Genomic DNA, 14,464 nt, shown 5'->3' with positions numbered 1-14,464 from the left:
AGCGGCAGCCCCGCCACCGCCCGCGGCGCCCCCGAGAACCCGCTCACCCGCACGTCCGCCGCCCGGCGCCCGGCGCCCGGCGCCCGGCGCCCGGCGCCCGGCACGCGAGGATCCGGCGCGGCGGACCGTACCCGTACGGCGCAGCACAGCGAGGGCGTGCGCGTCAAGGCGCGAGGCAGCGCAAGCGCGGCCGCGATAGGCTCGTACGAGGCGCAGGAGAGGGATGATGCGGATGTGTCGCTGGCTCGCCTACTCCGGCTCGCCGATGCTGCTCGACGCGGTTCTCTACCAGCCGGAACACTCGCTGATCGACCAGAGCCTCCACTCGCGCATGGGCGTGGAGTCGACGAACGGCGACGGTTTCGGGATCGGTTGGTACAGCGACGACGGTGGCGGCACTCCGGCGATCTTCCGGGACATCGGACCGGCCTGGAACAACCGCAATCTGCGGGAACTGGCCGCACACGTGCGCTCGAAGCTGTTCTTCGCCCACGTCCGCGCCTCCACCGGTTCGGCCATTCAGCAGACGAACTGCCACCCGTTCCGGCACGGCCGCTGGCTGTGGATGCACAACGGCGCCATCACCGACTTCCACCGCCTCCAGCGCGATCTGTGCATGGCCGTGGACCCCGCGCTGTTCCCGTGCATCGAGGGCTCGACGGATTCCGAGGTCATGTTCTACCTGGCCGTCACCTACGGCCTCGACCAGGACCCGCCGGGGGCGGTCGCCCGGATGACGGGCCTGGTGGAGCGCGTCGGCAAGGAACACGGCGTCGCCGACCCGATGCAGATGACGATCGCGGTCAGCGACGGCGAGCGGGTCTGGGCCTTCCGCTACTCCAGCGCGGGCCGGTCGCGCTCGCTGTTCTACAGCAGCAGGGCCGAGACGGTGCGGCAGCTGTACCCGGAACTGCCCTTCCTGCGGGCGGTCTCGGACGCGACGCGGTTGGTGGTCTCCGAACCGCTCGGCGACCTTCCGGGGGTGTGGAACGAACTCCCCGAGGCCAGTTACGCGGTCCTCCCCTCGGCCGCCGTGGAGGACTACTTCCCGTTCATCCCCGAACTCCCCTGACGGCGCCGGCGCCGGCGGCGCCGCCCGGGGGCCGGTCTCAGCAGATGCGGGGCAGCTGTTCCCCGATCGGCAGGTCGACCACGCGGGTGCCGCCGAGGCCGGTACGGGCCACCACGAGACCGGGGTGGGCCTCGACCGCCTCGCCGATCACCGTCGCGCCGCGGCCGAGCGGGTGCGCGCGCATCGCGTCGAGGACGGCGTCGGCGTGCTCGCGGGGTACGAAGGCCACCAGCTTGCCCTCGTTGGCCACGTAGAAGGGGTCGAGGCCGAGGATCGCGCAGGCGTTGCCGACGGCCTCCGGGACCGGTACCCGACCCTCGTGGATGACCACCCCGGCGCCCGAGGCGGCAGCGATCTCGTTGAGCGCGGCCGCCAGCCCGCCGCGCGTGGGGTCGCGCAGGACGTGCAGGTCCGGGGTGACCGCGAGCATGGCCTGGACGAGACCGCCCAGCGGCGCGCAGTCGCTCTGGACGTCCACCCCGAACTCCAGGCCTTCACGGACGCTCATGATGGCCACGCCGTGCAGGCCGATCTCCCCGCTGACGATGACGACGTCGCCCGGTACGACGCGCTGCGGGCGCAGGTCCACCCCGTCCGGGATGAGCCCGATGCCGGCGGTGTTGAGGTAGATGCCGTCGCCGTGGCCCGCCTCCACGACCTTGGTGTCCCCGGTGGCCACCTCGACGCCCGCGGCCCGCGCGGCCGCGCCGAGGTCCGCGGAGACCCGGGCCACCACGGAGAGCTCCACACCCTCTTCGAGGATGAACCCGCAGGAGAGGTAGGCGGCCCGGGCGCCGCTCATGGCCAGGTCGTTGACGGTGCCGTTGACGGCGAGGTCGCCGATGCTGCCGCCGGGGAAGAACAGCGGCCGCACCACGTACGAATCGGTCGAGAACGCGAGGCGGGCCCCGCCCAGGGTGACCGCTGCCGCGTCACCGAGCTGGGCGAGCACCTCGCCGCCGAAGGCGGGTGCGAAGACGTGCTGGACGAGCTCGGCGGAGAGCGCGCCGCCGCCGCCGTGGCCCATGACCACCCGGGGGCGGTCCCGCAGCGGGGCCGGACACGTCCAGCCCGTGACGTCGAGAACGGCGGAGTCGGACGGGGCTTCAGACAACGGGGCTCGCCTCCAGCGGTGCGGTCCGGGCGGCCGGCGCGAGATCGAGGCGCCGGTAGAGGTAGTACGCGGCGCACGCGCCCTCGCTGGATACCATCGTGGCGCCGAGCGGGGTGCGCGGGGTGCAGGTGGTGCCGAACGCCTCGCACTCGTGCGGCTTGATGAGTCCCTGGAGGACTTCGCCGCTGCGGCACTCCGCGGGCTCCTGCGTGGCGATGTCCGTCACCGAGAAGCGGTGTTCGGCGTCGTAGTCGCGGTAGCGGGCGGAGAGCCGCCAGCCGCTGCGCGGGATGACGCCGATGCCCCGCCAGGCCCGGTCGGTGACCTCGAATACGTCCTCCAGCATGGCGAGGGCGGCCGGGTTGCCCTCCGGGCGGACGGCGCGCGCGTAGGCGTTGTCGACGGTGTGCTCGCCGCGCTCCAGCTGCCGTACGGCCCGGCGTACGCCTTCGAGGATGTCCAGCGGCTCGAAGCCGGTGACCACGATGGGGACCCGGTGGCGGGCGGCCAGCTCCGGGTACTCCCCCATGCCCATCACGCTGCACACGTGCCCGGCGGCGAGAAAGCCCTGGACCCGGCAGCTCGGCGAGGTCATGATCGCCTCGATGGCCGGGGGCACCCGCACGTGGGAGACGAGCAGGCTGAAGTTGGGGATGCCGAGCTTCTTGGCCTGATACACCGTCATGGCGTTGGGCGGGGCGGTGGTTTCGAAGCCGATGCCGAAGAACACCACCTCCCGCGCGGGGTTCTGCTGGGCGATGCGCAGGGCGTCGAGCGGGGAGTACACCACCCGTACGTCCCCGCCTTCGCTGCGCACCTGGAACAGGTCGCGGCCGGATCCGGGCACGCGGAGCATGTCGCCGAACGAGCAGAAGATCACGTCGGGGCGTGAGGCGATCTCCAGCGCCTTGTCGATGACCTCCAGCGGGGTCACGCACACCGGACAGCCCGGTCCGTGAATCAACTCGACCTGTTCAGGAAGGAGTTGGTCGATTCCGTGCCGGATGATGGTGTGGGTCTGGCCACCGCACACCTCCATCAGCGCCCAGGGGCGGGTGACGGTGGCGTGGATGTCGTCGAGCAGGCGGCGGGCCAGCTCGGGGTCCTGGAACTCCTCGATGTACTTCACTGCTGCTGAGCCTCCTGTACTGCGTCCCCGGCGCCCCCGGCGTGCTGCGGCTGCTCCGCGGGGTCGTCGGCGAAGGGCCAGTCGGCCACGCCCGCCTCGGCGGCCGCCCGCTCCCAGGGGTCGCCGAACTCCTCCTGGAGCATGCCGAGCTGCGCGAAGAGTTCGAGGGTCTGCCGGGCCGACTCCTCGTCGAGGCGCTGGAGCGCGAAGCCGACGTGGACGATGGCGTACTCGCCGACCTGGAGGTCGGGCAGGTACTCCAGGCACACCTCCTTGACCACCCCGCCGAAATCGACGGTCGCCATGCGGGTGCCGTCCTTCTCCCCGATGTCAAGCACTCTGCCGGGTACCGCCAGGCACATGGCCCTCTCCTTGCTGTGGGTGTCGCGGGGCGCGGGCCGCCACCATGAGCTGGCCGAGGGCCAGCCCCCCGTCGTTCGGCGGGACGCGGTGGTGGCGCAGTACGGTGAAGCCGCGCTCGCGCAGCAGGCGGGCGCAGGCGCAGGAGAGCAGGGTGTTGGCGAAGACCCCGCCGGTCAGGGCGACGGTGTCGAGTCCGTGGCGCTCGCGCGCGAGGACGGCCAGCGCGGCCACGAGGTCGGCGACGGCCGCGTGGAAGCGGGCGGCGACCACGGCCGGTGCGATGCCCGCGCGTACGTCGCGCACCACCGCCGCGAGCACGGGGGCCGGGTCCGCTGTCAGCGGGGCCTCGGCCTCGTGGCCGCCGGTCTCCGCGGGCCGGAGGGCGAACGCGTAGCCGGCGCCGTCGTCCGCACGGGCCTCGGTGGCACTCGCCGTGACCGCCGCGCCCTCCAGCTCGATGGCGGCCTGGGCCTCGTACCCGGCGTGCTGGCAGACGCCCGCCAGGGAGGAGACGGCGTCGAAGAGGCGGCCCATGCTGGAGGTCGGCACACAGTGCAGGTTCCGCTCCAACTGACGCCGCAGCAGACGCAGTTCCTCGGGCGGGCAGGCCGCCGTGCAGGGCAGGTCGAGGTCCCAGTCGAGTCCGGCGGCGCGCAGATGTGACAGGGCCATCCGGTACGGCCGGTGTACGGCGGCGTCGCCGCCCGGCAGCGGGACGTAGGCGAGGTGTGCGAACCGGGTGTACCCGCCGTAGTCCGCGATCAGCACCTCCCCGCCCCACACCGCCCCGTCGTCGCCGTATCCGGTGCCGTCGAAGGCGAAGCCGATCACCTTGCGGGCGCCGCCCTCGCCGTGTTCGGCCATCGCGGAGGCGACGTGCGCGTGGTGGTGCTGGACCCCGGCGACCGGGCGGCCGGCGGCCCGGCCGCGGACCAGGCGGCCCGAGCGGTAGCCGGGGTGCCGGTCCACGGCGAGCAGCCCGGGGGTCACGCCCGTGATGGACTCCATCTGCTGCTCGGCGCGTTCGAAGGCGTACTGCGTGGCCAGGTCGTCCATGTCGCCGATGTGCGCCGACAGCCAGGCCTTGCGCCCCTCGCCGAGGCAGAAGGCGTTCTTGAGGTCGCCCCCGGCGGCCAGCGACGCGGGTACGGGCAGCGGCAGGTCCAGGGGCAGTGGCGCATGGCCGCGGGAGCGGCGCAGGGTCAGCACCTCGCCGTCGCAGGCGCGCACCACGGAGTCGTCGCACGGGACGTGGATGGGGCGGTCGTGGGTGAGCCAGGCGTCGGCGAGCCGGGCCAGCCGGTCCAGGGCTTCGGTGTCGTCGGTGACGATGGGCTCGCCCGACAGGTTCCCGCTGGTCATGACGAGCAGCCGGGGGCCGGGCGGGTCGCCGGGGAGTCCGAGCAGCAGGTGGTGCACGGGGGTGTAGGGCAGCATCACGCCCAGGTCGGGGCTGCCCGGGGCGACGGCGTCGGCGACGAGCTCCCCGGCGGCTCCGGGGCGGCGGCGCAGCAGGACGATGGGCCGCACGGGCCCGGTGAGCAGGTCCCGTTCGGCCGGGCCGAGGTGGACCAGGGCTTCGATGTCGGCGTCTTCGCGGGCCATCAGGGCGAACGGCTTGTTCCCCCGGGCCTTGCGGCGCCGCAGCTCGGCCACGGCGGCGGGATTGCCCGCGTCGCAGGCGAGGTGGTAGCCGCCGAGGCCCTTGACCGCGAGGATCGCCCCGTCGGCCAGCATCCGGCGGGCCTCGGCCACCGGGTCGGCGCCTGCCGTCTCGCGCGGCGGCGTGCCGGCGAGGAGGCGCAGCCGGGGTCCGCAGGCGGGGCAGGCCACCGGCTGGGCGTGGAAGCGCCGGTCGGCGGGGTCGGCGTACTCGCGGGCGCAGTCGGGGCACAGGGGGAAGCGGGCCATGGTGGTGTGCGCCCGGTCGTACGGCAGCCCGGTGACGATGGTGAAGCGGGGTCCGCAGTGCGTGCAGGTGATGAAGGGGTGCCGGTGGCGCCGGTCGGAGGGGTCGGCGAGCTCCGCGAGGCAGTCGGCGCAGGTGGCCACGTCCGGGGAGACGAGGGTCCGGGCGGGGCCGCCGGAGCGGGAGGCGATGATGGTGAAGCCGGCTCCGCCGGAGGCGGGGACCTCGTGGTGGTCGACGGCGTCGACGACCGCCAGCGGTGGGGCGTCGGCCGCGAGCCGCTCGCAGAAGGCCGATACCGCGGCGGGTGCGCCCTCGACCTCGGCGACCACCCCTTCGGGGGTGTTGGTGACGTGTCCGGCCAGGCCCAGACCGGTCGCGCGGGTGTACACGTACGGCCGGAAGCCGACGCCCTGCACCACTCCGCGCACGGTGACCCGGCGGCGCTCCACGGCCTCCATCAGCGGGTGGGCACGACGCCGGAGTGCGGGTGGGTGCTGCGGGACCCCGGACCGTGCTCGTGCCCCGGGCCGTGCTCGTCCCCGCGGCCGCGTCCGGGCCCTTGTTCGTTGCCGGGTGCGTGGTGGTGCCCCGGACCGTGGTCGTGGGCGTGGCCGGCGGCGTGGCCGTGGTCGTGGGCGGCGCCGTGGTCGTGGGCGGCGCCATGGGCATGGGCGTGGCCGTGGTCCTGTCCGGGGCCTTCGACGCGGTGGTGGTCGCCCTCCTGCGTGTGGTGCCGGCGGGACATGACCGGGACGTGGGCCGCGCCGCCCGCGCCCACCGCCAGCGCCCGCTCCAGCAGGATGCCGAGGCCCTCGCCCCGGCGGGCCGAGGTCAGCACCACTTCCACCCCCGGGTTGACCTGCTGGACGTGCGCGCGGAAGGCGGCCTCGTCGAACTCCACCGCCTGCGCGATGTCCGTCTTCGTCACGACGACGAGCTGGGCCAGACCGAACGCCGTCGGATACTTGAGCGGTTTGTCCTCGCCCTCCGTCACCGAGGCCAGGACGACGCGCAGCGACTCCCCGAGGTCGTACGAGGCGGGGCATACGAGGTTGCCCACGTTCTCCACGAACAGCAGCCGGGTGTCCTCGGGCATCCAGCCGTCGAGGTGGCGCCCCAGCATGTGCGCTTCGAGGTGGCAGAGCCCGTCGGTGAGCACCTGCTTGACGGGTACGCCCGAACGCGCCAGCCGCGTCGCGTCGTTCTCGGTGGCGAGGTCGGCGGTGAGGGCGGCGACCGGGACCCCGCGCTCGCGGGCCAGGCCGAGTTCGCGCTCCAGCAGGGCGGTCTTGCCGCTGCCCGGGCTGGACAGCAGGTTGACCACCGTGGTGCCGCGGGCGCCGAGTTCGGCGCGCAGGGCGTGCGCGGCCGAGTCGTTCTTGGCGAGAACCGCCTGCTTCAGGTCGACCACACGGCACATGGTTCAGCGCTCCTCGGGGATCGGTTCGCGGGTGGGGGCGGGGGTGCGGACGCGGTCGGGGCCGGGGCCGTCCTCCCAGTGCACGCTGAGGATCTGCAGCTCGCGCCCGGTGAGGAGCTCGACGTCCGTCGCCTGCCCGCAGCCGGGGCAGACCAGCCGGGGCGGCATGCCGACCGCCCAGTCGCCCGTACAGGAGCGGCAGTGCGCGCGGGCCGCGACGGACTCCGTCACGAGCTCGGCGCCCTCCAAGGCCGTTCCCGCGCAGGCCAGTTCGAAGCAGAATGCGAGGGCTTCGGGCACCACCCCGGCCAGTTCCCCGACCTGGAGCCGGACCGAGGCGACGGTGCTCGCGCCACCGGCCTCGGCGGCTTCCTCCACCTGGCCCACCACGGCCATGGCGATCGACATCTCGTGCATGGGGCTCCGTCCTGCCGGGCCTCATTAGACCGGTCGCCGCCGCGGGGGGCTGTCGGGCACGCCGACGCGCCGACGCCCCGTACGCCATTCGGGCGCCGGGGCGTTCGCACGTCGCGGACCTCGGGGCCGCCGGTCCCGGGCCACGGGTACCGGGATCACATGCGGCGGATCCGCAGATAGCGCTGGAGGTCGGGCAGCACCACGCTCAGCGCGCAGGCGAGGACGGCGGCGGCCACGCCGCCGATGATGGCCTTCTTCATGGGTTCTCCTCAGGTGGCGGTGGCGTTGTGCTCTTGCTCGCGCAGGTCCCCGTCGTGGCGGCGGACCAGGTCCAGGACCATCCGTACGGCCTCCGGGACCGCCGCGGCCACCGGGGCGCTCAGGCCGATGCCCTCCTCCAGGCAGCCGGGTTCGCAGCCGACGACCCAGATCCGCCGGGGCGGCGAGGTGCCCGTACCGGCGCACAGGGTGTCCAGCAGGGCGAGCACCGCGTCGGGGGACATCTGGTGCCCGTCGAGTACGGGGCCCTGCGGGGCGAGGGAGCCGGGCTCGGCGGCCTCGATCAGGTACAGGGTGCCGGGGGCTCCGCCGCGGGCGGTGGCGTCCACCAGGACGAGCGTGTCGTAGCCGTCGAGGAGCTGGTAGGCGAGGTGGACGCCGCGCACGCCGATGTCCACGACCTCGACGTGCTCGGGCATCCCGTGCCCGGGTTCGGCCAGCCTGCGGACGGTCTCGACGCCGAAGCCGTCGTCGCCGAGGAAGACGTTACCGATGCCGGCGATCAGGACGCGGCCGTTCACACGTCCTCCAGGGGCGCGACCTCGTCGGGCTGGAAGTAGAGGAAGCGGCCCTGTTCGCGGCGGATGTCGGCGCCCGGGTCCCCTTCGACGGTGACGGCGAGGTGCACTCCGCCGTCCACGTCGTGGAGAACGGCCTCGACCCGGGCGGCCGCTCCCTGGAGGAACAGGTCCTGGGCGTCGGTGCGCCGCAGGCCCGGGCGCAGGATCACGCGGCTGCCGGGTCCCACCGAGGTCCCGTCGATCAGGATCCGGTCGTCGGCCGGACCGGCGGGATCCGCGTGCGCAGGGTCCCACCAGGGGGTCTCCGGTCTGAAGACGGGGTCCTCGTCGAAGAGTTCGGAGAACGACTCCGGGGTGGGCGCGGGAGCACCGGGGTCGGTGATCTCGCGCAGCGCCCGGACCGCGCCGTGCAGGCGCTCCAGCACTTCGGGCGGCATGCTCTCGGCCAGGTCGATGACGGCGGCCGCGCGCGGGTCGGTGCCGCGGGCCTCGCGCTTCTCCTGGTCGGTCAGGGCGGCCGTGCGCAGGGCGAGGATCTCGTCGATCTCGGTGGCGTCGTACATCGCCCCGATGCTCTCGGGGGCGATGCCGGGGTGGTCCTCCAGGATGATCGGCGAGGACAGCACGACGTCGCTGCTGCCCGGCTCTCCCGCCAGGACGGGCCAGGTGTGCCGGTTGGCGCAGGTGGCGACGGAGGCCCTCGCCCATTCGGGCGGGTCGGTCATGGAGAGGAAGGATCCGGCGCTCAGTCCCAGCAGGAGGTGGGCGGCGACCAGTGAGCGGGGCAGGGCCGCGTCGCGGTCCGCTCCCCCGGCGAGGTCGGCGCCGGGTGTCCAGTCGCTCGTGTTCTCGACCACGGCGGTGAGCTTGAACGCCCGGTACGGTAGGTCCAGTTGCTCCGCGCGCAGCCGCAGCACCCCGTCGGCCCGCTCGGTGCGCCGCACCAGGCGGCCCACCTCCTCGCCGTCGGCGCCGAGGACCGGTTCGGTCTCCTCGCGGGCGGGCCGGACGAAGGGCAGGGTGACCTCGCCCGCTTCCAACTCGGCCACGGGGACGCTCATTTCGACGCGCTCCTCGGTTCCCTCGTCCCAGGGGACCAGCACCCGGTCGGGCAGGTGCAGTTCGGCGACGGCCGCGAAGGAGCCGTCCGGGCGCAGCTCTTCCACCGTCCGCCGCTGCGCGTGCAGGAAGCGCAGCTCGACGGCGAGCGTGGCCGCCCCGCGCGGCTCCATGACCACTTCGGTGCGCTGGAAGGTGTGCTCGCCCTGCGCGGGGCCCCACGCGGGCGGGACCAGGACGCCGAACTGCCAGCGCAGCCGGTTCTTGGCCGCCGACGCCCGGTACGGGTAGAGGACGTAGCCCTCGAAGAGGACGGCGTCGGCCACCTGGCGGGCCACGGCGAAGCGGGATGGCGCCGGTGCCGTCGTCGTCATGGCGCGCTCCTCTCGGCGGCGCGCGGCAGCACGGCGCCGGCCCAGGCGGGGTCCGGGGGCGGCGGCTCGGACGCTGCGTCCAGCAGGGCCCGTACGGTCGCCTCCCAGGAGGCGAGCGCGTGGCGGGAGCGGTAGGCGAGCAGCTCCGCCATGGTCTCGCGGGGCAGCCGCAGCCAGCCGCAGCCGGGGAAGTGCTGCTCGACCATCTCCCGCCAGACCTCGGTGGGCATCCGGAACGGGGCCTCGCGGTCCCACGGGACCGGCTCGACCTGGAAGCCCCCCGCCCCGGTGAAGGCGGTGCCCGAGAACAGCATCAGCAGCGGAGCCTCGCCTTCCTCCAGGGCACTGAGGTAGCGGCCGGAGGCGATGTCCATGTCGTACGAGCAGGGCACGACCACGTCGGTCTCGGTCTCCCCCGTGAAACTGGGGACCATCAGCGAGACCTGCGCGAACTGGAGGGGCTGGAGGGTGTTGCCCCAGCGGGCCCGTTCGCCGAACAGGTCGTGGAGCGCGGCGGCTTCGCCCGTTCCGTACCCGCGCCGGGCCGGCTCGATGCGGATCTGGCAGCGCAGCGCGAGGGCGTGGACGCGCTTGTCCGGTGCGGTGGTGATCCGCAGCCGGAACACGAGGGTGGGGCCGACCGCGTACGGGTCGGCGCGCACCCCGGTGCACGCGAAGGAGAAGTCGGTCACGGCCGCCCCTCCCCCGCTCCGGCCGGGACCTTGGCCCGGCGCTCCACCTGCGCGAAGAAGGCGTCGAGGGCGGCCCGCGCCTCGGCGCCGCCGTCGAAGCCCTGCCACAGCAGCCGCATCCGCCCCACCAGCTCGTAGCAGATGTCGATGGGCACGAGGTAGCACTCGGTGCGGCCCCCGGTCCGGCGCAGCAGCAGTGCCTCCACATCGGGTTCGAGCAGCGCGGCGAGCGCCCCGCCGCCGAGTACGTCCTGCCAGGTGGCCGGATCCAGCTCGCTCTCGGTGGCCCCGGCCGGACTCGGATAGAGGGCGACCAGCCGGTCGAGGGCGGCGTTGCGGAAGAAGAAGGCGACGCCGACCGGGATCTGGAGCTGCTCCCAGGCGCCCTCGCCGAGCCGGTGTTCCGGGTCGGTGAGGTAGCGGTCGGGGACGGCGCGGAAACGCCCGGTGGCGGCGCCGGGCCGGTCGAACAGCAGGGCGCACGCGGTACAGGCGCAGACCAGCGCCCGCTTCTCGACCTCCACCAGGTGGCGGTGGCCGCCCTCGGGGACCGCCACCGCGCACAGCTCGCAGCGCTCGGGCCGGGGCGGGCGGGGCCCGGTGAACCGGCGCAGGCCGCGCGGGCCGCGCGGCGCGGCGGAGGCGGGGGCCCCGGCCGGGCCCGGGCCCCGCTCCGCCGCCGGCCGGGGGTGCGCCGCGTTCACCGGGCCCGCGCCGGGGCCTGCGGGCGGGTGCCGATCTGGAGCAGGGGCAGGGGCGGTTCGGCCGCTTCGAGTTCCACCGAGGTCACCTCGGGGGCGAAGCAGGCCAGGGCGTCCTCGACGCTCTGCGGTACGGCGTCCGCGCCGGAACCGCAGCCGCAGCCCCCGCCCGGCGCGGACCGCAGGCGCAGCACGCCGGTGGCCGCGTCGAAGGCGACGAGCTCGACGGGGTCCCGTACGGAGTCCAGGGCGCGCGCGATCCGGGCGTGGACGTCCTCGGGGTGCAGGTCGTGCAGGGCGAGCAGGCTCGCGACGAGCTCGTCGTCGAGCAGTCCGCCGAGGCGCTCCACGCCGAGCTTCTCCACGATCCGGGCGAGCCCGGCCCCGTAGAAGTCCATGAGCACGCGCACCAGTTCCTCGGCCGCGGCACAGGCCTCGCGGTCGCCGGAGGCGGCCAGCCGCTCGAGCACCTCGTCCACCCTCCGGCCCGCCTCGCGGGCGTCGGTCACCGTCGCGCTCATCCGCCCAGTCCGCTCAGGCCGGTGGGCACGTGCATCTGCTTGACCGTCTTGCCGCTGCCGACGTACATGTGGACGCCGCAGGGCAGGCAGGGGTCGAAGCTGCGCACGGCGCGCATGATGTCGATGCCCTTGAAGTTCTCCGGGGAGTTCTCCTCGAAGATCGGGGTGTTCTGGACGGCGTCCTCGTACGGTCCGGGGGTGCCGAAGGTGTCGCGGGTGCTGGCGTTCCACGGGGTCGGCGGATACGGGTGGTAGTTGGCGATCTTGCCGTCGCGGATCACCATGTGGTGCGAGAGCACACCGCGCACGGCCTCGGTGAAGCCGACGCCGATGGACTCGTCCGGCACCTCGAACTTCTCCCAGGTCTGGGTGCGTCCGGCGCGGACCTCGGCCAGGCCCTTCTCCGCGCAGTGCAGCGCGATCGCGGCCGCGTACGCCTGGAAGTACGTGCGGGCGCGGTTGCGCTCCAGCGCGTTGCTCCACTGCGGGATCTTCCACTCGAAGCGGGTCTCGGGCTTGGTCATGGTGCGGGGCAGGGTGATGACCACGCTGTGGCCGGTGGCCTGGACGTAGTCGGTGTGCACGAGCCCGGACAGGGCGGTGGACCACAGGCGGGCGATGGGGCCGCCGCCGGTGTCGAGGGCGAGGTGGTCCTTGCCGTCGAACCAGCGCGGGGACATCACCCAGCTGTACTTGTCGTCGAAGTTGCGCTTCTGCGGGGCCGGGATGGTGTGCTGGTTCCACGGGTGGCGGGCGTCGACCGGGTTGCCGAGCGGGTCGTGGGTGACGAACTTCTCCTGGCCCTGCCAGTCGTCGTAGTACGAGCTGCCGAGCAGGATGCGGATGCCGAGGTTGATCTCGGTGAGGTCGTTGGTGACCAGCTTCCCGTCCACCACCACGCCCGGGGTGACGAACATCTTCCGTCCCCAGTCGGTCATGTTGGCGTACGTGAAGTCGCAGTACTCGGGGTCGTTGAGCGCGCCCCAGCAGCCCAGCAGGACGCGCCGGCGGCCGACCTCCTCGTACCCGGGCAGGGCCTCGTAGAAGAAGTCGAACAGGTCGTCGTGGAGCGGGACGACCTTCTTCATGAACTCGCAGTACCGCATGAGGCGGCTCATGTAGTCCGTGAAGAGCTGGACGGAGGCGATGGTGCCGACGCCGCCCGGGTAGAGGGTGGAGGGGTGCACGTGGCGGCCCTCCATCAGGCAGAACATCTCGCGCGTGTACCGGCTGACCTGGAGGGCCTCGCGGTAGAACTCGCCCTCGATGGGGTTGAGCGAGCGCATGATGTCGGCGATGGTGCGGTAGCCGTGGTCACCGGCGTGCGGGGCCTCGGTGCGCTCGGCGAGTTCGAGGACGCCGGGGTTGGTCTCGCGGACCATCTTCTCGCAGTAGTCGACCCCGACCAGGTTCTCCTGGAAGATGTTGTGGTCGAACATGTACTCCGCCGACTCGCCCAGGTTGATGATCCACTCGGCGAGATGGGGCGGCTTGACCCCGTACGCCATGTTCTGGGCGTAGACGGAGCAGGTGGCGTGGTTGTCACCGCAGATCCCGCAGATGCGGCTGGTGATGAAGTGGGCGTCGCGGGGGTCCTTGCCGCGCATGAAGACGCTGTAGCCGCGGAAGACGGACGAGGTGCTGTAGCACTCCGCGACCTTCTTCTGCTTGAAGTCGATCTTCGTGTGGATGCCGAGACTGCCCACGATCCGGGTGATCGGATCCCAGGCCATCTCCACCAGGCCGCTGCCGTCGCCGGCCGCCTTCGTCTTCGGTGTCATCTTGTCTGCCGTGACCCTTCTTGGAGACCGGAGCTGGAGGTAGGTGGAGCCGGATCGGTGGACGAGGCGGCGGGCGGGGCCGGGGACGGGGCGGCCGGGTTCACCAGGGCTTGCGGTAGCCGGTGGTCAACTGCCGTCCGGGATGGCGCCACTTGGGCTCCTGGTCCACGGTGTGCTCGGTGATCGACCTGAGCTTGCGGATCAGCGTGCCGTAGACCCCGCTGGCGCTGACGGAGACCCGCGCGCCGGGGGGCTCGTCCATGAACGGCATGAACTTGTCGGGGAAGCCCGGCATGGTGCAGGCGATGCAGATGCCGCCGACGTTCGGACAGCCGCCGATGCCGTTCATCCAGCCGCGCTTGGGCACGTTGCACTTGACGACCGGACCCCAGCAGCCGAGCTTGACCAGGCACTTGGGCGAGTCGTAGGTCTGCGCGAACTCGCCCTGCTCGTAGTAGCCGGCCCGGTCGCAGCCCTCGTGCACGGTGGCGCCGAAGAGCCAGGTGGGGCGCAGCTTGTCGTCCAGGGGGATCATCGGCGCGGAGCCGGCCGCCTGGTAGAGCAGGTAGGTGAGGGTCTCCGAGAAGTTGTCGGGCTGGATCGGGCAGCCGGGGACGCACACGATCGGGATGCCGGCCTTGGAGGTCCAGTCCCAGCCGAGGTAGTCGGGCACGCCCATGGCGCCGGTGGGGTTGCCCTCCATCGCGTGGATGCCGCCGTACGTGGCGCAGGTGCCGATCGCGACCACGGCGAGGGCCTTCGGCGCGAGGCGGTCGATCCACTCGCTGGTGGTGATGGGCTGGCCGGTCTCCGGGTCGTCGCCGAAGCCGCACCAGTAGCCCTCGGGCTTGATCTTCTCGTTCGGGATCGAGCCTTCGACGACGAGCACGAAGGGGTCGATCTCCCCGCGCTCCCCCTTGAAGAACCATTCGATGAAGGTGTCGGCACCGCCGACGGGTCCGCACTCGAAGTCGATGAGCGGCCAGTGCACGGCGATCTTGGGCAGGCCCGGGAGGACGCCCATGACGATCTCTTCGATGCTGGGCTGCATCGCTGCCGTCAGGGACACCGAGTCGCCGTCGCAGCTCAGTCCGGCGTTGATCCAGAGG

General features: G+C 73.0%; 15 protein-coding genes. 1 reads left to right on the top strand and 14 read right to left on the bottom strand.

From position 1 onward, the window contains the following. The first annotated feature begins 232 nt into the window (after positions 1-232). Entirely contained in the window at positions 233-1,072 is an 840-nt protein-coding gene (locus ACS04_RS22915; RefSeq protein WP_048478604.1) for a class II glutamine amidotransferase, read from the top strand. Between the two features lie 37 nt (positions 1,073-1,109). Here the strand turns inward: ACS04_RS22915 and hypE are convergent, their stop codons facing one another. The 14 genes from hypE to ACS04_RS22850 all read right to left on the bottom strand — a co-directional run. After that, positions 1,110-2,099: a hydrogenase expression/formation protein HypE gene (hypE, locus tag ACS04_RS22910; protein ID WP_245236500.1), complete on the bottom strand. Its 990-nt coding sequence runs from the start codon at positions 2,097-2,099 to the stop codon at positions 1,110-1,112. A gap of 79 nt (positions 2,100-2,178) precedes the next feature. Next, entirely contained in the window at positions 2,179-3,315 is a 1,137-nt protein-coding gene (gene hypD, locus ACS04_RS22905; protein WP_048478600.1) for a hydrogenase formation protein HypD, read from the bottom strand. Further along, entirely contained in the window at positions 3,312-3,677 is a 366-nt protein-coding gene (locus ACS04_RS22900; protein ID WP_078865178.1) for a HypC/HybG/HupF family hydrogenase formation chaperone, read from the bottom strand. The genes hypD and ACS04_RS22900 overlap by 4 nt, the downstream gene beginning before the upstream one ends. Beyond that, positions 3,646-6,048 (bottom strand): carbamoyltransferase HypF, encoded by a 2,403-nt coding sequence (gene hypF / locus ACS04_RS22895; RefSeq protein WP_048478598.1) that lies wholly within the window; start codon positions 6,046-6,048, stop codon positions 3,646-3,648. The genes ACS04_RS22900 and hypF overlap by 32 nt, the downstream gene beginning before the upstream one ends. Continuing rightward, the gene (hypB, locus tag ACS04_RS22890) at positions 6,048-7,010 is read right to left on the bottom strand and encodes a hydrogenase nickel incorporation protein HypB (protein WP_078865176.1); all 963 of its coding nucleotides are present in this window, start codon (positions 7,008-7,010) and stop codon (positions 6,048-6,050) included. The genes hypF and hypB overlap by 1 nt, the downstream gene beginning before the upstream one ends. A gap of 3 nt (positions 7,011-7,013) precedes the next feature. Beyond that, positions 7,014-7,427, bottom strand: a complete 414-nt coding sequence (locus ACS04_RS22885; RefSeq protein ID WP_048478597.1) for a hydrogenase maturation nickel metallochaperone HypA/HybF — start codon at positions 7,425-7,427, stop codon at positions 7,014-7,016. A gap of 155 nt (positions 7,428-7,582) precedes the next feature. After that, positions 7,583-7,687: a DUF6893 family small protein gene (locus ACS04_RS40490; RefSeq protein WP_382983008.1), complete on the bottom strand. Its 105-nt coding sequence runs from the start codon at positions 7,685-7,687 to the stop codon at positions 7,583-7,585. A 9-nt stretch (positions 7,688-7,696) separates the two neighbouring features. After that, positions 7,697-8,227, bottom strand: coding sequence for a hydrogenase maturation protease (locus tag ACS04_RS22880; protein ID WP_048478596.1), 531 nt, complete (start codon positions 8,225-8,227; stop codon positions 7,697-7,699). After that, positions 8,224-9,660, bottom strand: coding sequence for a hypothetical protein (locus ACS04_RS22875; RefSeq protein ID WP_048478595.1), 1,437 nt, complete (start codon positions 9,658-9,660; stop codon positions 8,224-8,226). The genes ACS04_RS22880 and ACS04_RS22875 overlap by 4 nt, the downstream gene beginning before the upstream one ends. Continuing rightward, complete coding sequence (locus ACS04_RS22870; RefSeq protein ID WP_048478594.1) at positions 9,657-10,352, bottom strand: DUF6084 family protein; 696 nt, start codon at positions 10,350-10,352, stop codon at positions 9,657-9,659. The genes ACS04_RS22875 and ACS04_RS22870 overlap by 4 nt, the downstream gene beginning before the upstream one ends. Then, a complete protein-coding gene (locus ACS04_RS22865; protein WP_048478602.1) occupies positions 10,349-10,966 on the bottom strand; it encodes a DUF5947 family protein in 618 nt (205 codons plus the stop codon). The genes ACS04_RS22870 and ACS04_RS22865 overlap by 4 nt, the downstream gene beginning before the upstream one ends. Positions 10,967-11,052: 86 nt before the next feature. Beyond that, positions 11,053-11,574, bottom strand: coding sequence for a hypothetical protein (locus tag ACS04_RS22860; protein ID WP_048478593.1), 522 nt, complete (start codon positions 11,572-11,574; stop codon positions 11,053-11,055). Continuing rightward, positions 11,571-13,355 carry a nickel-dependent hydrogenase large subunit gene (locus tag ACS04_RS22855; RefSeq protein ID WP_048478592.1) on the bottom strand — a complete coding sequence of 595 codons (1,785 nt, stop codon included), beginning with the start codon at positions 13,353-13,355 and terminating at the stop codon, positions 11,571-11,573. Before ACS04_RS22855 ends, ACS04_RS22860 begins: the two co-directional genes overlap by 4 nt. A gap of 100 nt (positions 13,356-13,455) precedes the next feature. After that, positions 13,456-14,464: NADH-quinone oxidoreductase subunit B family protein (locus tag ACS04_RS22850; RefSeq protein WP_048478591.1), on the bottom strand; the 1,009-nt coding region annotated here is incomplete at its 5' end.

The organism is Streptomyces roseus (assembly GCF_001044425.1).
In the GTDB taxonomy this organism is placed as follows: domain Bacteria; phylum Actinomycetota; class Actinomycetes; order Streptomycetales; family Streptomycetaceae; genus Streptomyces; species Streptomyces roseus.
This window is presented reverse-complemented; position numbering and strand designations above follow the sequence as displayed.